Source organism: Paractinoplanes deccanensis (assembly GCF_016862115.1).
In the GTDB taxonomy this organism is placed as follows: domain Bacteria; phylum Actinomycetota; class Actinomycetes; order Mycobacteriales; family Micromonosporaceae; genus Actinoplanes; species Actinoplanes deccanensis.
The window spans coordinates 20,084-35,363 of sequence record NZ_BOMI01000155.1; the positions used below are offsets into that span (position 1 = coordinate 20,084).

General features: G+C 69.1%; 13 protein-coding genes and 1 pseudogene. 10 read left to right on the forward strand and 4 right to left on the reverse strand.

Features of this window, described 5'->3' with window-relative positions:
* The first annotated feature begins 73 nt into the window (after positions 1 to 73).
* Together Ade02nite_RS38075 and Ade02nite_RS38080 are read left to right on the forward strand one after the other, a co-directional pair.
* The gene (locus Ade02nite_RS38075; RefSeq protein WP_203774487.1) at positions 74 to 529 is read left to right on the forward strand and encodes a methylated-DNA--[protein]-cysteine S-methyltransferase; all 456 of its coding nucleotides are present in this window, start codon (positions 74 to 76) and stop codon (positions 527 to 529) included.
* Positions 530 to 740: 211 nt separating this feature from the next.
* A complete protein-coding gene (locus Ade02nite_RS38080) occupies positions 741 to 1,121 on the forward strand; it encodes a hypothetical protein (RefSeq protein ID WP_203774489.1) in 381 nt (126 codons plus the stop codon).
* Positions 1,122 to 1,178: 57 nt separating this feature from the next.
* Here the strand turns inward: Ade02nite_RS38080 and Ade02nite_RS38085 are convergent, their stop codons facing one another.
* A complete protein-coding gene (locus Ade02nite_RS38085) occupies positions 1,179 to 2,258 on the reverse strand; it encodes an inositol-3-phosphate synthase (RefSeq protein WP_203774525.1) in 1,080 nt (359 codons plus the stop codon).
* A 20-nt stretch (positions 2,259 to 2,278) separates the two neighbouring features.
* Positions 2,279 to 2,929, reverse strand: coding sequence for a PadR family transcriptional regulator (locus tag Ade02nite_RS38090; RefSeq protein WP_203774527.1), 651 nt, complete (start codon positions 2,927 to 2,929; stop codon positions 2,279 to 2,281).
* Between the two features lie 160 nt (positions 2,930 to 3,089).
* On the opposite strand from Ade02nite_RS38090, the gene Ade02nite_RS38095 reads away from it, so the two are divergent.
* From Ade02nite_RS38095 to Ade02nite_RS38105, 3 genes are all read left to right on the forward strand, one after another.
* The gene (locus Ade02nite_RS38095; RefSeq protein ID WP_203774491.1) at positions 3,090 to 3,557 is read left to right on the forward strand and encodes a DUF5318 domain-containing protein; all 468 of its coding nucleotides are present in this window, start codon (positions 3,090 to 3,092) and stop codon (positions 3,555 to 3,557) included.
* A 189-nt stretch (positions 3,558 to 3,746) separates the two neighbouring features.
* Entirely contained in the window at positions 3,747 to 6,392 is a 2,646-nt protein-coding gene (locus tag Ade02nite_RS38100; protein ID WP_203774501.1) for a transglycosylase domain-containing protein, read from the forward strand.
* A 138-nt stretch (positions 6,393 to 6,530) separates the two neighbouring features.
* Positions 6,531 to 8,045 (forward strand): glycosyltransferase family 87 protein, encoded by a 1,515-nt coding sequence (locus Ade02nite_RS38105; RefSeq protein WP_203774509.1) that lies wholly within the window; start codon positions 6,531 to 6,533, stop codon positions 8,043 to 8,045.
* Between the two features lie 843 nt (positions 8,046 to 8,888).
* Here Ade02nite_RS38105 and Ade02nite_RS38110 read toward each other — a convergent pair.
* Both Ade02nite_RS38110 and Ade02nite_RS38115 read right to left on the reverse strand, forming a co-directional pair.
* Positions 8,889 to 11,072: pseudogene (locus tag Ade02nite_RS38110) on the reverse strand (hypothetical protein); the annotation flags it as partial.
* A 267-nt stretch (positions 11,073 to 11,339) separates the two neighbouring features.
* Positions 11,340 to 12,116, reverse strand: a complete 777-nt coding sequence (locus Ade02nite_RS38115; RefSeq protein WP_203774511.1) for a deoxyribonuclease IV — start codon at positions 12,114 to 12,116, stop codon at positions 11,340 to 11,342.
* Between the two features lie 127 nt (positions 12,117 to 12,243).
* On the opposite strand from Ade02nite_RS38115, the gene Ade02nite_RS38120 reads away from it, so the two are divergent.
* The 5 genes from Ade02nite_RS38120 to rplI all read left to right on the forward strand — a co-directional run bounded on the left by Ade02nite_RS38120 (position 12,244) and on the right by rplI (position 15,158).
* On the forward strand, positions 12,244 to 13,227 hold the full coding sequence (locus tag Ade02nite_RS38120) for a hypothetical protein (protein ID WP_203774513.1): 984 nt from the start codon (positions 12,244 to 12,246) through the stop codon (positions 13,225 to 13,227).
* A gap of 291 nt (positions 13,228 to 13,518) precedes the next feature.
* The gene (gene rpsF / locus Ade02nite_RS38125) at positions 13,519 to 13,809 is read left to right on the forward strand and encodes a 30S ribosomal protein S6 (protein WP_097325510.1); all 291 of its coding nucleotides are present in this window, start codon (positions 13,519 to 13,521) and stop codon (positions 13,807 to 13,809) included.
* Positions 13,810 to 13,872: 63 nt separating this feature from the next.
* A complete protein-coding gene (locus tag Ade02nite_RS38130; protein WP_203774515.1) occupies positions 13,873 to 14,415 on the forward strand; it encodes a single-stranded DNA-binding protein in 543 nt (180 codons plus the stop codon).
* 39 nt (positions 14,416 to 14,454) lie between these two features.
* Positions 14,455 to 14,694, forward strand: a complete 240-nt coding sequence (rpsR, locus tag Ade02nite_RS38135; protein WP_007073789.1) for a 30S ribosomal protein S18 — start codon at positions 14,455 to 14,457, stop codon at positions 14,692 to 14,694.
* Positions 14,695 to 14,708: 14 nt separating this feature from the next.
* The gene (gene rplI / locus Ade02nite_RS38140; protein ID WP_203774517.1) at positions 14,709 to 15,158 is read left to right on the forward strand and encodes a 50S ribosomal protein L9; all 450 of its coding nucleotides are present in this window, start codon (positions 14,709 to 14,711) and stop codon (positions 15,156 to 15,158) included.
* Positions 15,159 to 15,280 lie beyond the last annotated feature (122 nt).

The following is a 15,280-nucleotide window of genomic DNA, read 5'->3' on the forward strand; positions in this document are numbered from 1 at the left end:
GTATGACGCCTGGCGGCCGCAAAGGCTTGCATGGATCCGCGAAGTTGTCGTACCCCCGGCGCAGAATGGGCGCATGTACGTCATCGACTCGCCGATCGGCCCGCTCGGCGTCGCCGTCGAGGGCGGCACCGTCGTCGGGGTGCGCTTCGGCGCGCGCCCGGGGCCGTCCGGTGACCATCCGGCCCTGTCCCAGCTCGAGGCCTACTTCGCGGGCGAGCTCACCGACTTCACGGTCCCGTTCGAGTTCCGCGGCGGCTCCGAGTTCGAGCGTGCCGTCTGGGCCGAGATCGCCGCCATCCCTTACGGCGAGATGATCACGTACGGCGCGATCGCCACCGCCCTCGGCGACCCCGGCGCGGCCCGTGCCGTCGGCACGGCCTGCAACCACAACCCGATCCCCGTGATCGTCCCCTGCCACCGGGTCGTCGGCGCGGGCAACAAGATGGTCGGTTTCGGGGGCGGGCTCGACCGCAAGCGCAAGCTGCTGGAGCTGGAGGCCAGGGTCGCGTTGGCACGCGCCTGGGGTTGACCCACGCCTATAGTCATGGGTACAAACGTTCTATGACTACGCCAGACGTGCGCGCCGATGCCTCACAACGCTTGTGCCACCTCCTCGACGAGGACCCGGAAAGGATCGCTGACTTTCTCCACCGCAATCGAGAGCGCCGAGAGAGGATCGCTCGCATCGTTCGCCGAGAAGAGGCAGAAAACGCGGAGTTCTACCGAGAGCTGGGCGACCGATGACCGCTTCGATCGATGCCGAGGACCTCATACTGCTCATCGGTGAGTCAACCGGCCCACTCACCCGGGTGCGCGACGGCACGGTCCTCTACTCGGCCGCGGCTCGCCCAGACGCGACGATCATGGATCGTGTGCTTCTCAAGGACCCTGCTGAACGTGTAGCGGCGTTGCTCCATGCGATCGTGCGCTGGGAGCCCTTGGACATGTGGAACGCCGGTTTCGGGTGGCGCGCCGCTGCCGCTCTGGCGAGTCGGGATTCACTGCGGCTCACGGTATCGCCTCAAGACCGCATGATCATCGTCCAGGAGATTCGCGACGGTCGGCTGAACGATCCAGCGGCGGTCGCGGAGCGTCTGAAGCCATTCATGAGTGCCCGCTGAGCGACAAAAGGCCGGCCCGTGCAGGGCCGGCCTTTCAGTCAGATGCGCTGCTGCTGGTCAGCGCTCGATGTCGCCGCGGATGAAGGCCTCGACGGCCTCCTTGGCGTCGTGGTCGTTGTACTGGACCGGCGGGGACTTCATGAAGTAGGACGAGGCCGAGAGGATCGGGCCGCCGATGCCGCGGTCCTTGGCGATCTTCGCGGCGCGGACGGCGTCGATGATGACGCCGGCCGAGTTCGGGGAGTCCCACACCTCGAGCTTGAGCTCGGCGTTGAGCGGGGTGTCGCCGAAGGAGCGGCCCTCGAGGCGGATGTACGCCCACTTGCGGTCGTCGAGCCACGGCACGTGGTCCGACGGGCCGATGTGCACGTCGCTCTTGACCATCTCGTGCGGGATCTGGCTGGTCACCGACTGGGTCTTCGAGATCTTCTTGGAGACCAGGCGGTTGCGCTCCAGCATGTTCATGAAGTCCATGTTGCCGCCGAAATTGAGCTGGTACGTGCGCAGCAGCTCGACACCGCGGTCCTCGAAGAGCTTCGCCAGGGCGCGGTGCACGATCGTGGCGCCGACCTGGCTCTTGATGTCGTCGCCGACGATCGGCAGGCCGGCGTCGGTGAACTTCTGCGCCCACTCGGGGTTCGAGGCGATGAAGACGGGCAGCGCGTTGACGAAGGCGCAGCCGGCGTCGATCGCGGCCTGGGCGTAGAACTTGTCGGCCTCCTCGGAGCCCACCGGCAGGTAGGAGACGACCACGTCGACCTGCGCGTCCTTCAGCGCCTGCACGACGTCGACCGCCTCGACCGAGGACTCCTCGATGATCTCGCGGTAGTACGTGCCGAGACCGTCGAACGTCGGTCCACGCTGGACGGTGACGCCGGTCGGCGGCACGTCGGTCAGCTTGATGGTGTTGTTCTCACTGGCGTTGATCGCGTCGGAGAGATCCATGCCGACCTTCTTGGCGTCCACATCGAACGCCGCGACGAACTGCACGTCGGAAACGTGGTAGTCGCCGAAGGTCACGTGCATGAGACCCGGGACGCGGTCGTTGGGGTCGGCGTTCTTGTAGTACTCCACGCCCTGCACGAGGGACGAGGCGCAGTTACCCACACCGACGATGGCGACGCGGACGGAGCCCATCGCGTTTGCCTCCTTGTTCATCACGGCCGGTCCTTGTGCGGACGCGGGGGTTCTTGGGGTGAGTCCGCGGCCGTGCGCTCCTGTGCGGGCTCAGCGGCGGGGACGTCGAAGGTCCCGGCGGATGCCGCCGGGGCGCGGCCGGAGCGCTCGTTGGTGATGAGCTCCTCCAGCCAGCGGACCTCGCGCTCGCAGGCGTCCAGTCCGTGGCGTTGCAGTTCAAGCGTGTAGGCGTCGAGCCGGCCGGCGGCGCGGGACAGCACGTCGCGCAGGCCCTCCCGGCGCTCCTCGATCCGGCGGCGGCGGCCCTCGAGAATCCTCAGCCGGGTGGCGCGATCGGTTCGCGAGAAGAAGGCGAAGTGAACACCGAAGCCGGCATCGTCGTACGTCTCCGGGCCCGCCTGGGCGAGAAGGTCGGCGAACCGCTCCTTGCCTTCCGCAGTGATCTTGTAAACAACTCGTCCCCGTTTGCTGGTCATCGGGGGGATCATCGACGGATCGGAAGCGGATTCCGTGATGAAGCCGGCTGTCTTGAGGCGCTTGAGCGTCGGGTAGAGAGTGCCGTAGCTGATCGCGGCGCGGATCGTGCCGAGTTTGGTGGCGAGCTCCTTGCGTAGCTCGTACCCGTGCATCGGGGTCTCCTGGAGGAGGCCGAGAATCGCCAGTTCCAACACGGCCCACCCCCTCACCCTGTGTCTCGATGTATCGGCCCGATACATCGCTACCGTAGATCCGTCCGCAAAACTGTGCAAGCTGTTCACGAGTGAGCCACCGCCGCGCCACGCTCCGTGATGGATATCGCCGCTTCCTCTCGGACCGCGTACTCTCTTCGCCATGCGCACGCAGCGGCAGGTGGTGGACTACTCGCTACAGAAGCGGGCAGTGCTGCGTGACGTGCACAACGGCAAGATCGGGACGCTCGAGGTGTGCGACGCCTCGCCGTACCTCAAAAGCGCTGCTCGGTTCCATGGCGAGCCGACCGACGACCGCTGCCCGATCTGCCGCCGCGACAATCTGACCCTCGTGCACTACATCTATGGCGATGAGCTCAAGCAGTCCGCCGGCCAGGCACGCAAGCTCGCCGAGCTGCCCGTCCTGGCGATGACGCTGCGTGAGTTCCAGGTGTTCGTCGTGGAGGTGTGCCAGTCCTGCGCGTGGAATCACCTGACCCAGCAGTACCTCCTGGGCCGGGACGCGCTCACCGCCGACGAGCTTGACCAGGTCGAGGCCGTCGCAGCCTCGTCCACCGCGGGCCGCCACCGCGAGCCAGGTTCGTCACCCCGCTGGGAGGGCCGCCGATGACGTGGCTCGATCCGGCTACCGTGAGCACGACCCCGACCGAACCGCGCATCCAGCGCCATGTTCGGTCATTCACGACATCCGACAGGGCGGCTGCCGGTACGCAGCCCAAATCGTCCGCTCGTGGCGCACGCATCGGGGGCCCCTCCAGGGCTCCTTTTGTATGCGCCTCCGCGACCGAGGTGTGACCGCATGAACTCGTACGGCGATCCGCAGTCTTCGCGCGCCCGGGCCCGGGTGCCCGGGTCCGCGAGCTCCACGCCTGACGACGACCAGTCCTCTTCGTACTCGGCCTCGGCCCGGCCGGCGCCGGACGCCTACCGCCGGGGCGCGGGTGGCCGCGCGTCGGTCGCCGGCAGCGCGTCGGTGGGCAGCGCCTCCGTCGGCTCGGCCTCCGCCGGGCGCGCCTCCGTGGGGAGCGCCGCTGTGGGGTCCGCCACTCCGGGGCGCGCGTCGGTGGGCAGCGCCTCGGTCGGTGCGGCCCGCGTCGGCGCGGCCGGCGCCACGGCGCGGGCCGCGGTCCGCCCCGTCCCGCCCGGCGACGAGGGCGCCATCGGCGGGGGTCGCTCCGGTCGCGGCAAGGACAAGTCCAAGGCGGCCAAGCGCCGTCGCCGCACCAACATCCTCACCGCCGCGGCCGCCGTGCTGGTCATCCTGCTCGGCGCCGGCGTGGTGGGCGGCACCTACTTCTTCGACGACGTCGACCTGCCGCCGCCGGTGACCGAGGACCAGTCCAACGTCATCAAGTACTCGACCGGCGCGACGATCGCCAAGCTCGGCGAGCAGAACCGCACGGTCGTGCCCGAGGCAAAGATCAACAAGGTCGTCGAGCACGCCGTCGCCGCTGCCGAGGACAAGAACTTCTACTCGCACCACGGCATCGACATGAAGGGCATCGTCCGCGCCGCGTGGAACAACTTCACCGGCGGCGCGACGCAGGGCGCGTCGACGATCACTCAGCAGTACGCGAGGCATGCGGCCGATCTGAAGGCGATCAGCATCAACCGCAAGCTGCGGGAGGCGGTGATCGCGCGCAAGCTGGAGAGCCAGTACAACAAGGACCAGATCATGGGCATGTACCTGAACTACATCTATCTGGGTGAGGGCAGGTACGGCATCGAGGCCGCGGCGCAGGGCTACTTCGGCAAGTCGGTGCTGACGCCGGCGGGGCAGAAGGGCGCGATCACGCCGTACGAGGCCGCGGTCCTCGCCTCGATCATCAAGCAGCCGGAACCGGATCCCAGTGGGGGGCACAAGGGCTACGACCCGAACTACAACCTCGCCGCCGCCAAGGACCGGTGGGAATACACGATGAAGAACATGCTTGAGATGAAGTGGATCACTCAAGCGGAGTACGACGCCCGGAAGTACCCCAAGGTCAAGCCGGTCACCAAGGCCGGTTCCAGCAAGGCCACGAGCGGACCGGTCGGCGTGGTCATGCGCCACGTGCGGGCCGAGCTCGCCGAGATGGGCATCAGCCAGCAGGAGTTCGACAAGGGCGGCCTGACCGTCACCACGACGATCAACCCCGCGGTGCAGAAGGCCGCCGAGGAGGCCGGCTCGCGCAAGAGCGAGACGTCGCCGATGCACTCCAAGCCCGCCACGTATCAGGCCTCCGTGATCGGCATCGATCCGAAGACCGGCGCCGTGCTCGGCTACTACGCCGGCGACGATCCGAACGGGCTGGACTACGGCGGCTACATGGACGGCCAGACCCTCAAGATCACGGGTGGGCAGTCGCCGGGCTCGACGTTCAAGCTCTACACCCTGGCCGCGGGCCTGAAGGAGGACATCTCCTTCAAGACGACCTGGGACGGCACGAAGACGCGGCCGAACGGCAAGAAGATCAGCAACGCCGGCGCCGAGGACTCGGCCATCTGTAAGGGCAAGATCAAGTACTGCGATCTCGAGTATTCGACGATCAAGTCGTACAACTTCCCGTTCTACTGGATCGCCGACGGCATCGGCCGCGAGAAGGTCATCCAGGCCGCCGTCGACGCCGGTGTGCAGCACATGTTCCCGGACAAGGGCGACGCCATCGACCTGACCAAGACCAACGCGGCCACCTGGAAGAAGAACTTCGACAACGAGGTCGCCTTCGGCCAGTACCGCGTTCCGCCGCTGGAGCACGCCGAGGGCGTCGCCACGATCGTCAACGGCGGCGTGCGCAACGACACGCACTTCATTAAGGAGGTGCGCAAGGTCGACGCGGACACCGGCAAGGTGACGATCATCAAGGGCCAGAAGAGCGCCGGCAAGCGGGTCTTCGACGAGGCCCAGATGTCGAACCTCCAGGGCGTGATGGCCGAGATCGTCAAGGTCGACGACCGCGACCTCAAGGGCGGCCGCGAGTCCATCGCCAAGAGTGGTACGTGGGAGTTCAACGGCGGCAGCGGTGACACCTGGTTCGTCGGCGGCATCCCCCAGCTGGCGGCCACGGTCTGGGTCGGCGGCAAGAACAACAAGGTCGAGCTCAAAGACGGCAACAAGGACATGTTCGGCGCGGGCACGCCGTCGAAGATCTGGAAGAAGTTCCTCGACGCCTCGGCCGCGGCCATGAACTGGGACAACGAGGACTTCCCGAAGCGGGTCGAGACCGGTAACCCGGACAGCCCGTACGCCAACGGCCAGGAGCCCCCGCCGCCGCCGGTGCAGCAGACCGACCCCAACCAGGGTTGTGTCCTCGGCTTCATCGGCACCTGCGACAACAACAACGGCCAGAACAACGGCGGCAACCCGGGCAACAACGGTGGCAACACCGGAGGCGGCAACCCCGGCGGTGGTGGCGACGCCGGCGGTGGTGGCAACACCACCTTCCCGACAACACAAGGCGATTAGCCGCCCGGCCGGCTAGAAGCCACGACCGGCGCGCACCCACGCGGGGTGCGCGCCGGTTTCGCCTTTCCGCGGTTTCGGACGATATTGGTCGTAGGTCGTGACCGATCCGTGCTGCGGAGTACGGCATGATGCCATGACATGAGCACGCAATCGCCCGAGGACATCGACCGCCCCGACGAGCCGAGCGCGACGGCGACGTCGGACGGCTTCGTGCGCGGCCTCTCCCAGGCGATCGGCGGCCCGCTGGGGTCCCACGCGGTGCGCCCCGGCGCCCGGCCCGGCCGGTTCTGGACGGCCAGCCGCATCATCCTCGCGCTGACGTGCCTCACCCTCGCCTTCTCCTGGGTGCAGAAGTCGCCCTGTCAGAGCGGCGACTGGCAGCAGAACATCCAGTACACGAGGTTCTGCTACACCGATGTGCTCGCGCTCTACTACGCCGAGGGCCTCAACGAGGGCAAGGTCCCGTACGTGGACCACCAGGTCGAATACCCGGTGGTCACCGGCTACCTGATGGGCGCGCTCGGCCTGCCCGTCCACGCGTACGGCGAATCGCACCCCGACATCAACCAGGGCCGCTGGTTCTACAACGCGAACGCGCTCGTGCTCTCCGCGCTCGCCGTGGTGACCGCGGCGGTCATCCTCGCGCTGCGACGCCGGCGCCCCTGGGACGCGGCGATCTTCGCGGTCTCCCCGATCATCTTCTTCACCGCCACGGTCAACTGGGACTTCCTCGCCATCGGTCTGGCCGCCATCGGCCTCTACCTGTGGGCCAAGGAGCGCCCCGCGTGGGCCGGCGTCTTCCTGGGCCTCGGCGCGGCGGCGAAACTCTGGCCGCTGTTCATCATCGGCCCGCTCTTCCTGCTGGCGATGCGCTCCAAGACCTTGCGAGCCTGGTGCTGGGCGGCGGCGACGACCGCGTTCACCTGGGCCGTGGTCAACTTCCCGGTCTTCTGGTGGTACAGGGAGAGCTGGCTGCGCTTCTTCCGGCTCAACGAGGAACGCCCGATCGACTGGGGCACCTTCTGGTACGTCGGCCGCTACCTCGACGGCAAATGGTTCGCCGGCACCCCGGGTGATCAGGGCCCCTTCCAGTGGCTGAGCAACAACGTGCCAACCCTCAACTACGTGTCGTACGCGTTGTTCGCCCTGGCCTGCGCCGGCATCGCAGTGCTCGCCTGGCTGGCACCGCGCCGCCCGCGGCTGGCCCAGCTCGCGTTCCTGGTGGTGGCGGCGTTCCTGCTCACCAGCAAGGTCTGGTCCCAGCAGTACGTGCTCTGGCTGCTCCCCCTGATCGTTCTCGCCCGTCCGAAGTGGGGCGCGATCATCGCGTGGACGGTGGCCGAGTTCGCCTACTTCACAGCCTTCTACGCCGAGCTCCTGGGCGCCGGCGGCAAGCCGGTGATCCCCGAAGGCACCTTCGTCCTGGCCTCCGCCCTCCGCCTGATCACCGTCGCCATCCTCTGCGGCCTGGTGATCCGCGAAATCTGGAAGCCCGACCTCGACGTGGTCCGCCAGAACTACACCGACGACCCCGACGGCGGCCTGCTGAACCGCCCGGACGCTCCCTGGATCGCCGGGCTGCGCCGGAGGTTCCGCCTGGACCGCAGCCCGGCCCCGACCGACCCGCCTACGTTGGAGCCGGCCAAGGTTTGACGGCCGGCTCGCCGTCCGCGCCGCTCAAGCCGCCGGGCGGGCCGGCGTTGTCGACCCGCTGCTCCGCGTCTTTACCGCCGTCGATGTCGCGCTCTTCATTGCCGTTGCCGTGCCGTGGTGGTCGCGCTGATTGCGGCATCGGTTGGGCCTGGTCTTGGCAGGCAGCCCAGCCCGATGGGTTCATCGGAGACCAAGCTGAGCCGTCGGCCTGCCGTCGGCCTCGACCTGTCAGCCCTCCCCCGGCCGCCTTTGGCGTTGATCAAAGACCCTGTTCTCCGCCGTTTGTGACCGCAATGTCGTCGGCGCCCGCCCAGATGCCGCGGACCAGGCCCAAGCGATGGGTGATCGCCGCACGCAGTGCCCGCGCCTTAGGCCGCTGACCGCCAACTGGTGCCGGCCGACCGTCGATCCTGACCGCCGACGCCGACGCCGACGGCAAAAGCCGACGGTGACGTGGATCCTCGCCCGAACGTAAAGCCGTCGAACGCACGCGTCGAACGCAATCGTCGACTGTCGGCGCCGACTGCTGGCCCGTGTTCGCGCTGTCCTGGAGGGACCGGCTTGCTGATTTCGGGTCGGGTGCGGCGGCGTTTATGGCCTTGCTGGCTGGTGAGCCGAACGGGGCTATCTGAGGGCGGTGAGAGTGGGGGCCGTGGTGGTCGGTGTGGCGGTGGGCAGGGTTGGGCTGCTTGTGGGGAGTGGTGGGTAGCCGGCGGGGGTGGAAGGCGCGAAGAAGCCGGCCGGGGCGGAAGGGGCGTAGGAGCTGCCGGGGATGGCGGGCGCGAAGGAGCTGCCGGGGGTCGACGGTGTCGGTGAGCCGGCGGGCGGGGTGGTGGGGTCGGTCAGGTAGAAGATGACGGCGTCGTCCAGGTCTTCGCGGCGGATGCCCAGGGCGTCGACGGGGATGTCGCCGGCTCGTTCCCAGGGGGTGCCTACGGCCTGGGCGCGGAGCAGGAGGACCTTGTCGATGTGGAGCGACCGTAGGTATTGGATGGTCTCGGTGGAGGGGAAGGACTCCACGTTGCGGCGCAGCACGGTTTGGCGGGCGGCGGCGAAGCCGCCGGTGCCGTTGGCCATGGGCTGGAAGCGGCTGGTGGACCACAGCATGATGGTCTGGTCGGTGAGGGCGCTGGTGGGCAGGACCAGCATGGGGCCGGTGACCGTGCGCATGGCCAAGGGTTGCGTGGGCACGACCGGGTGGGCCGTGGCGTTCCAGCCCTCGAGCAGGACCAGCAGCAGCGGGACAAAGGTGGCCAGGCGCAGCCACGGGCCCGGCCACGGTGGGATGCGCAGGGCGGCGAGTTGTTCGGCTCGGCGGACGAACTCGGCGACGGCGCCGGCTGCCAGGATCGCCAGCAACAGGGTCGTCCAGAGGGTGAGGCGGCCCGGGATGCGCAGCTCCATCGAGGCCGGCAGGTGGCCGAAGAGCGGAAGATAGGTCCAGCGGCCGCCGAAGAAGTTGGTGCCGAGGGTCAGGACGATCGTGACCACCAGCGCGGCCAGCAGGAGCAGGCGCTGGCGCAGCGTCCAGATCGAGAAGGCCAGGCCGGCCAGGGCCAGCGCATACAGCACGAAGCCGGGCAGCAGGCCCATCTCGGCGGGCCAGCTCAGCGACGAGCGGGGCACCTGGTGGGGCGCGCCCCAGATGCGTGACTCGGCGGGGCCGATGAGCAGGCTGCGCAGCGGGGGCGAGTAGAAGGCGATCTCGGTGGTGGCGGGTCCGCCGGCGGGCGCCTTGAAGTAGGGGAAGGCGATCAGGGCCGTGACGCCGGTCAGGATGAGCGCGCCCAGCGCGTCGGTGAGCAGCAGCCGCCAGCCGAGGACCGGGCGGTCGGCGGGACGACGGAGCCAGCGGAACGACCCGGCCACGATCAGCACCAGCAGGATGAGGCCGAGGACGTAGAGGAACGGCACGCCCAGCGAGAAGCCGAGACTCACCTGCCAGAGCGCGACGAGCCAACCGGCGGCGGCCCAGCCGGCGTGGCGGCGGTGCGGGCGGTAGCCGCGCCGCAGCGACCAGCCGTGGCCGCGGGCCAGCATCGCCAGGGCAAGTGGGATGCCGCCGGCGGAGACGATGTCGAGGTGGCCCTCCTGGGCGAGGCGCCAGGGGGCGTACGCGAAAGCGACAGCGGCGACGGCGGCGCCGGTGCGGCCTGCGCCGAGCTGGCGGACGAGCGCGTAGCCGCCGATGGCGAGGAGCGCGTGCGCCAGGACGAAGAGAATGTTGTAACGCAGGACCGCCGCGACCGGGCCCTCGCCGAAGAAGCCGAACGGCGCGTAGCCGAGCAGGCTGTCGCCCCACGCGAAGCTGTTGGTCTCGGGATAGAAGGCGTTGGACTGCCAGAGCCGCGCCGGGTCGGTCAGCAGGATGTGGCCGCTCCAGGCAATCTGCCAGGCCTGGCGCGACGGGTCCCAGATGTCCTGCGGCAGCGTGTGCAGCGGGTAGCGCAGCGTCGGCCAGGTCAGGGCCACGGCGAGAAGCACACCGCTGTAGATCACCAGCGCGTATTCGTGGATCAGCGAGCGGAGGCCGGCGCGCGTGGTGCGCCTGAACCAGCCGGGTGGACGCTCGGTGGCGGTCGCGAAGGCCGTCCACGGGTCGGGCGGGACGCCGGGTGGACGCTCGGTGGGAAGCGGTTCGACCGGTTTGACGGTCTTTTGTGGACTTGCTGCCGCCAGAGGAGGATCGTTAGCCGGCTTCTGATCGGTCTTGGCGGCCGGATCCTTAGCCGGCTCGAGATCCGTTCTGGTAGCTGTGGCGGCTTTTGCCGCTGCCGGTGCACCATCGGCGGCCGTCGCGGAAGCCCGCGCCGGCCCCGCCTGCCGCGGGATGGCCGACTTAGAAGTGGCTGACTCGGGGCGGGCCGGGTTCGGGGTGGCTGACTCGGGGCTGGCCGGGTTCGGGGTGGCTGACTCGGGGCTGGCCGGGTTCGGGGTAGCTGAGTCAGGGCTGGCCGGCTTCGGAGTGGCTGAGCCGGGCGAGGCCGACCTCGGGGTGGCCGGTTCAGGACTGTCCGGCTTGGGGATGGCTGCCTCGGACGCGGCCGGCCCGGGCGTGGCTGGCTCGGGTGTGGCCGGCTCGGGCGCGGCTGGCTCGGGCGTGGCTGGTTCAGGCGTGGCCGGCTTTGGGATGGCCGGCTTCGTCTTGGCCGGCACCGCGGGCCGCGAGGTCTCGGTCGGGACCGCGGGGCGCAAGGTCTCGGCCGGGACCGCGGGCCGCAATGTCTCGGCCGGCGGCGAGGTGGAGCGCCTCGGCTCTTCGCTGGTCATGACCCTCCCCGTGCTGCCGGCGCGTCAGCGACCCGTCCGCTCCCGAAGGAGAGTGATGTCCGCGGTCTGGCCCTCGGCGCCGCCCGGCGTCTCGACGACGGCCGGCGCTCCGGCGGCCCGGATCGCGGCCACGACGAGCTCGGGGTCGATCTTGCCATTGCCGAGGTTGTCGTGGCGGTCCTGGCCGGAGTCGAAACCGCCCTTGGAGTCGTTGGCGTGGATCAGGTCGATGCGGCCGGTGATCGACTTGACCCGGTCGACGATGCCGACCAGATCTTCACCACCGGCGAACGCGTGACATGTGTCCAGGCAGAAGCCCGCGCCGAACGAGCCGACCGCGTCCCACAGGCGGGCGAGGTCGTCGAAGCGGCGGGCGCACGCGTTGTCGCCGCCGGCCGTATTTTCGATCAGGATCGGCAGCGGGAGGCCGCCGTCGGACTCGGCGTATTCGAAAGCTTTGCGCCAATTGTCGAAACCGGCAGTGAGGTCGGCGTCCTTGCCGACGTGGCCGCCGTGCACGATCAGGCCCTTCGCGCCGAGCTCGGCGGCCGCCTTGGCATGCGCCATCAGCAGCTTGCGGCTCGGGATGCGGATGCGGTTGTTGGGCGAGGCGACGTTCACGATGTAGGGCGCGTGGATGTAGATGTCCACCTCGGACTCGCGCAGCGCCGCCGCGTCCTCCCGCGGTTTGGGCGATTTGTAGCCCTGGGGGTCGGTGAGGAAGAACTGCACCGCCTCGGCGCCGCGTTCGCGTGCCGCCTCGAGGGGGTCGGTCGGATCGACGTGGGCTCCGATGCGCATGGGACGAGACTACGACGGGGGTCCGACACTTTCTCGGTCGCGTCACCGTGCTCCCACGGGACTCGTTAGCTGCATTGATCACGTTCACGGACCGGCTGCGGCCGGTGACGAGTCTGGGAGATGGTGCATGTCGCGGCAGTTCCGACAGCGGGTGACGGCGATCGCGCTGAGCGGCCTGATCTTCGGCGCGCCGATGCTGGTCAACGGGACCGCGAACGCGCAGCGCATCCCCGAGGGCGCCCGGCAGGTGACCTTCTCGGGCGGCGGCATGCTCGGCCTGTCGTGCCGGTCCCGGCCCGACGTCGAGTCGATGACGGTGCCGGCGCAGAGCACGATCCGGGTGGTCAACCGCACCGGCTACGCCGCGAAGCTGCTGCTCGGCGGCGACACGAAGGGCACGCTGCCGGACGACTCGGCGACCGACGTGATCTTCCGGCGGGGCACCACAGCGGTGACGCTCGAGCCGAACTGCCCGATCGGTGACCAGGCCGTCCCGATGCTGGTCACCGCGCAGTCCTCGGCGCCGGCCGCGGCGCTGCCCGATCCGATCCCGGCGCCCTCGTCCGGCGGTCCGGAGCCCGTCTCGATGGCGCCGTCCGGGTCGAGGGAGCCGTCGGGCGCCGGGATGTCCGATTCCGCCGCCTCCGGCGTGCGCCCCGCAAGGGTGAATTCCGCGGCCTCCCGTCCGGGCACGCGCCGCCCCGTGGGGCCTCGGAGCTCGGTCGTCACCCAGGCCGCGACCGCTGCCGTCCAGTCGATGCCGCACGGTGGCACGGCCGCACCACGTCCCAAGATCAAGAGCACGGTTCCTGCGGGTACGGGGGGAAGCGCCGCACCCGGGTTCGCGGGCATGCCGCCCGGTGAGCAGCGCGCGGTGCTCACCGGCGTACCGCAGATCGACCTGGAACCGGTGACGGCGGGACCGGCGGCACCCAGCCCGGGCCCGACGGAGGTCGCCGCGGCGGAGCCCGTGGCGACGATGGCGCCGATGAGCGACGGGGGTCCGATCGGGCTGCTGGCGCTGATCGCCGCGGTCTGTGTCGTGGGAGTCGGCGTGGCGACTATTCGGGCTATCGTGTCGCAACGTGCAAATCGGGCAAAACTGGCGTAGGCTTTCGGCCACAAGCTCCGCGGGGCGGCCGCGTCCAACCTCATCGGTGTGGTCGTTCCTCCCCAGGTCCCACCCAGCGAAAGCGGAACGGGCGCCCCGCGGCTCCACCAGGAAGGACCTCGTCCACGGGCGGGGTCCTTCTTTTTTGTGACGGGCGCGGTCGCGGGTATGCTTGCTCGGTTCGCAGTGTGACCAGCCGTGGGACTGCCCACGGCTTTTCCGTGCGATCGACACAAGACCTCCTGCCACGGAGAGACCGTGGCCGTTCAGCCCACAGGAGGTGAGAACGTCTTGCGTCATTACGAACTCATGGTGATCCTCGACCCTTCGCTCGAGGAGCGCACCGTGGCCCCGTCGCTCGATCAGTACCTGAACGTGATCAGGACCGCGGGTGGCTCGGTGGAGAAGCTCGACGTGTGGGGCCGCCGCCGGCTCTCGTTCGAGATCAACAAGAAGGCCGAGGGCATCTACGCCGTCGTCGACCTTCAGGCGACCCCCGAGGCCGTCGCCGAGCTGGACCGTCAGCTGCGGCTCAACGAGAACATCCTGCGTACCAAGGTCATCCGGCCCGAGACCCGCTGACTCGTTTTTGTCAGGGGGTTCTGACAACCTCCTACGAACGAGAACTGCGGCGAGGAGAAGATCATGGCAGGAGAAACCACCATCACGGTCGTCGGCAACCTGACCGACGACCCCGAGCTGCGCTTCACCCCGTCGGGTGCGGCGGTTGCCAAGTTCCGCATCGCGTCCACGCCGCGTACCTTGGACCGGCAGTCGGGCGAGTGGAAAGACGGCGAGCCACTGTTCCTCGCGTGCAACATCTGGCGTGACGCCGCCGAGCACGTCGCCGAGTCGCTGCAGCGCGGCACTCGGGTGATCGTGCAGGGCCGGCTGCGCCAGCGGTCGTACGAGACGCGCGAGGGAGAGAAGCGCACCGTCTACGAGCTCGAGGTCGACGAGATCGGCCCGTCGCTGCGGTACGCGACGGCGAAGGTGCAGCGGATGAACCGCTCCGGCGGTGGCGGCGGGGGTGGCGGCTTCGGCGCCTCCGGTGGCGGTGGCAACCGTCAGCAGTCCAGCGGTGGCGGCGGAGGCAACAACTTCGACGACCCGTGGGCGACGGCTGCTCCGGCCGGCGGCCGCTCCGGCGGCGGCAACTCCTCGTTCGACGACGAGCCTCCCTTCTAGCCCGTTTTCCAGGGCTTACCGAGTTCAGGAGTAAGAGCAATGGCTAAGGCTGCGGCGCTTCGCAAGCCGAAGAAGAAGGTGAACCCGCTCGACAAGGACGGGATCACCTACATCGACTACAAGGACACCGCGCTGCTGCGCAAGTTCATCTCCGACCGGGGCAAGATCCGTGCCCGCCGGGTCACCGGGGTGACGTCCCAGCAGCAGCGGCAGATCGCCCGCGCGGTCAAGAACGCCCGTGAGATGGCGCTTCTGCCGTACACGGCGACGGCGCGCTGAGGAGGATCACCGATATGAAGATCATCCTCACCCAGGAGGTGTCGGGTCTCGGCACCCCCGGCGACATCGTCGAGGTCAAGAACGGCTACGGCCGTAACTACCTGCTCCCGCAGGGCTTCGCGATCCAGTGGACCAAGGGCGCTGAGAAGCAGGTGGCGGTCATCAAGCGGGCCCGCGAGGCTCGCGAGATCCGCGACCTGGGCCAGGCGAACGAGGTCAAGGGCCAGCTGGCCGGCCTCAAGGTCACGCTGAGCGCGCGCTCCGGCAACGGCGGGCGCCTGTTCGGCTCGATCACCCCGGCCGAGATCGTCGACGCGGTCAAGGCCGCCGGCGGTCCGTCGCTCGACCGGCGCCGTCTCGAGCTCCCGGGTCACATCAAGACCACGGGCTCGTACAACGTGCAGGTCAAGCTGCACCCCGAGGTGACCGCGACGTTCCCGGTGAACGTGGTGGCCGCCAAGTAAGGTCGCTTCGCCGGACGGCGCGCTGGGATCTCCATCCCGGCGCGCCGTTCGTGTTTTCGGCTCTGCCTCGGGGGCCGGCTCTGCCTCGGGGGCGCGGCTCTGCCTCGGGGGCCGGCTCTGCC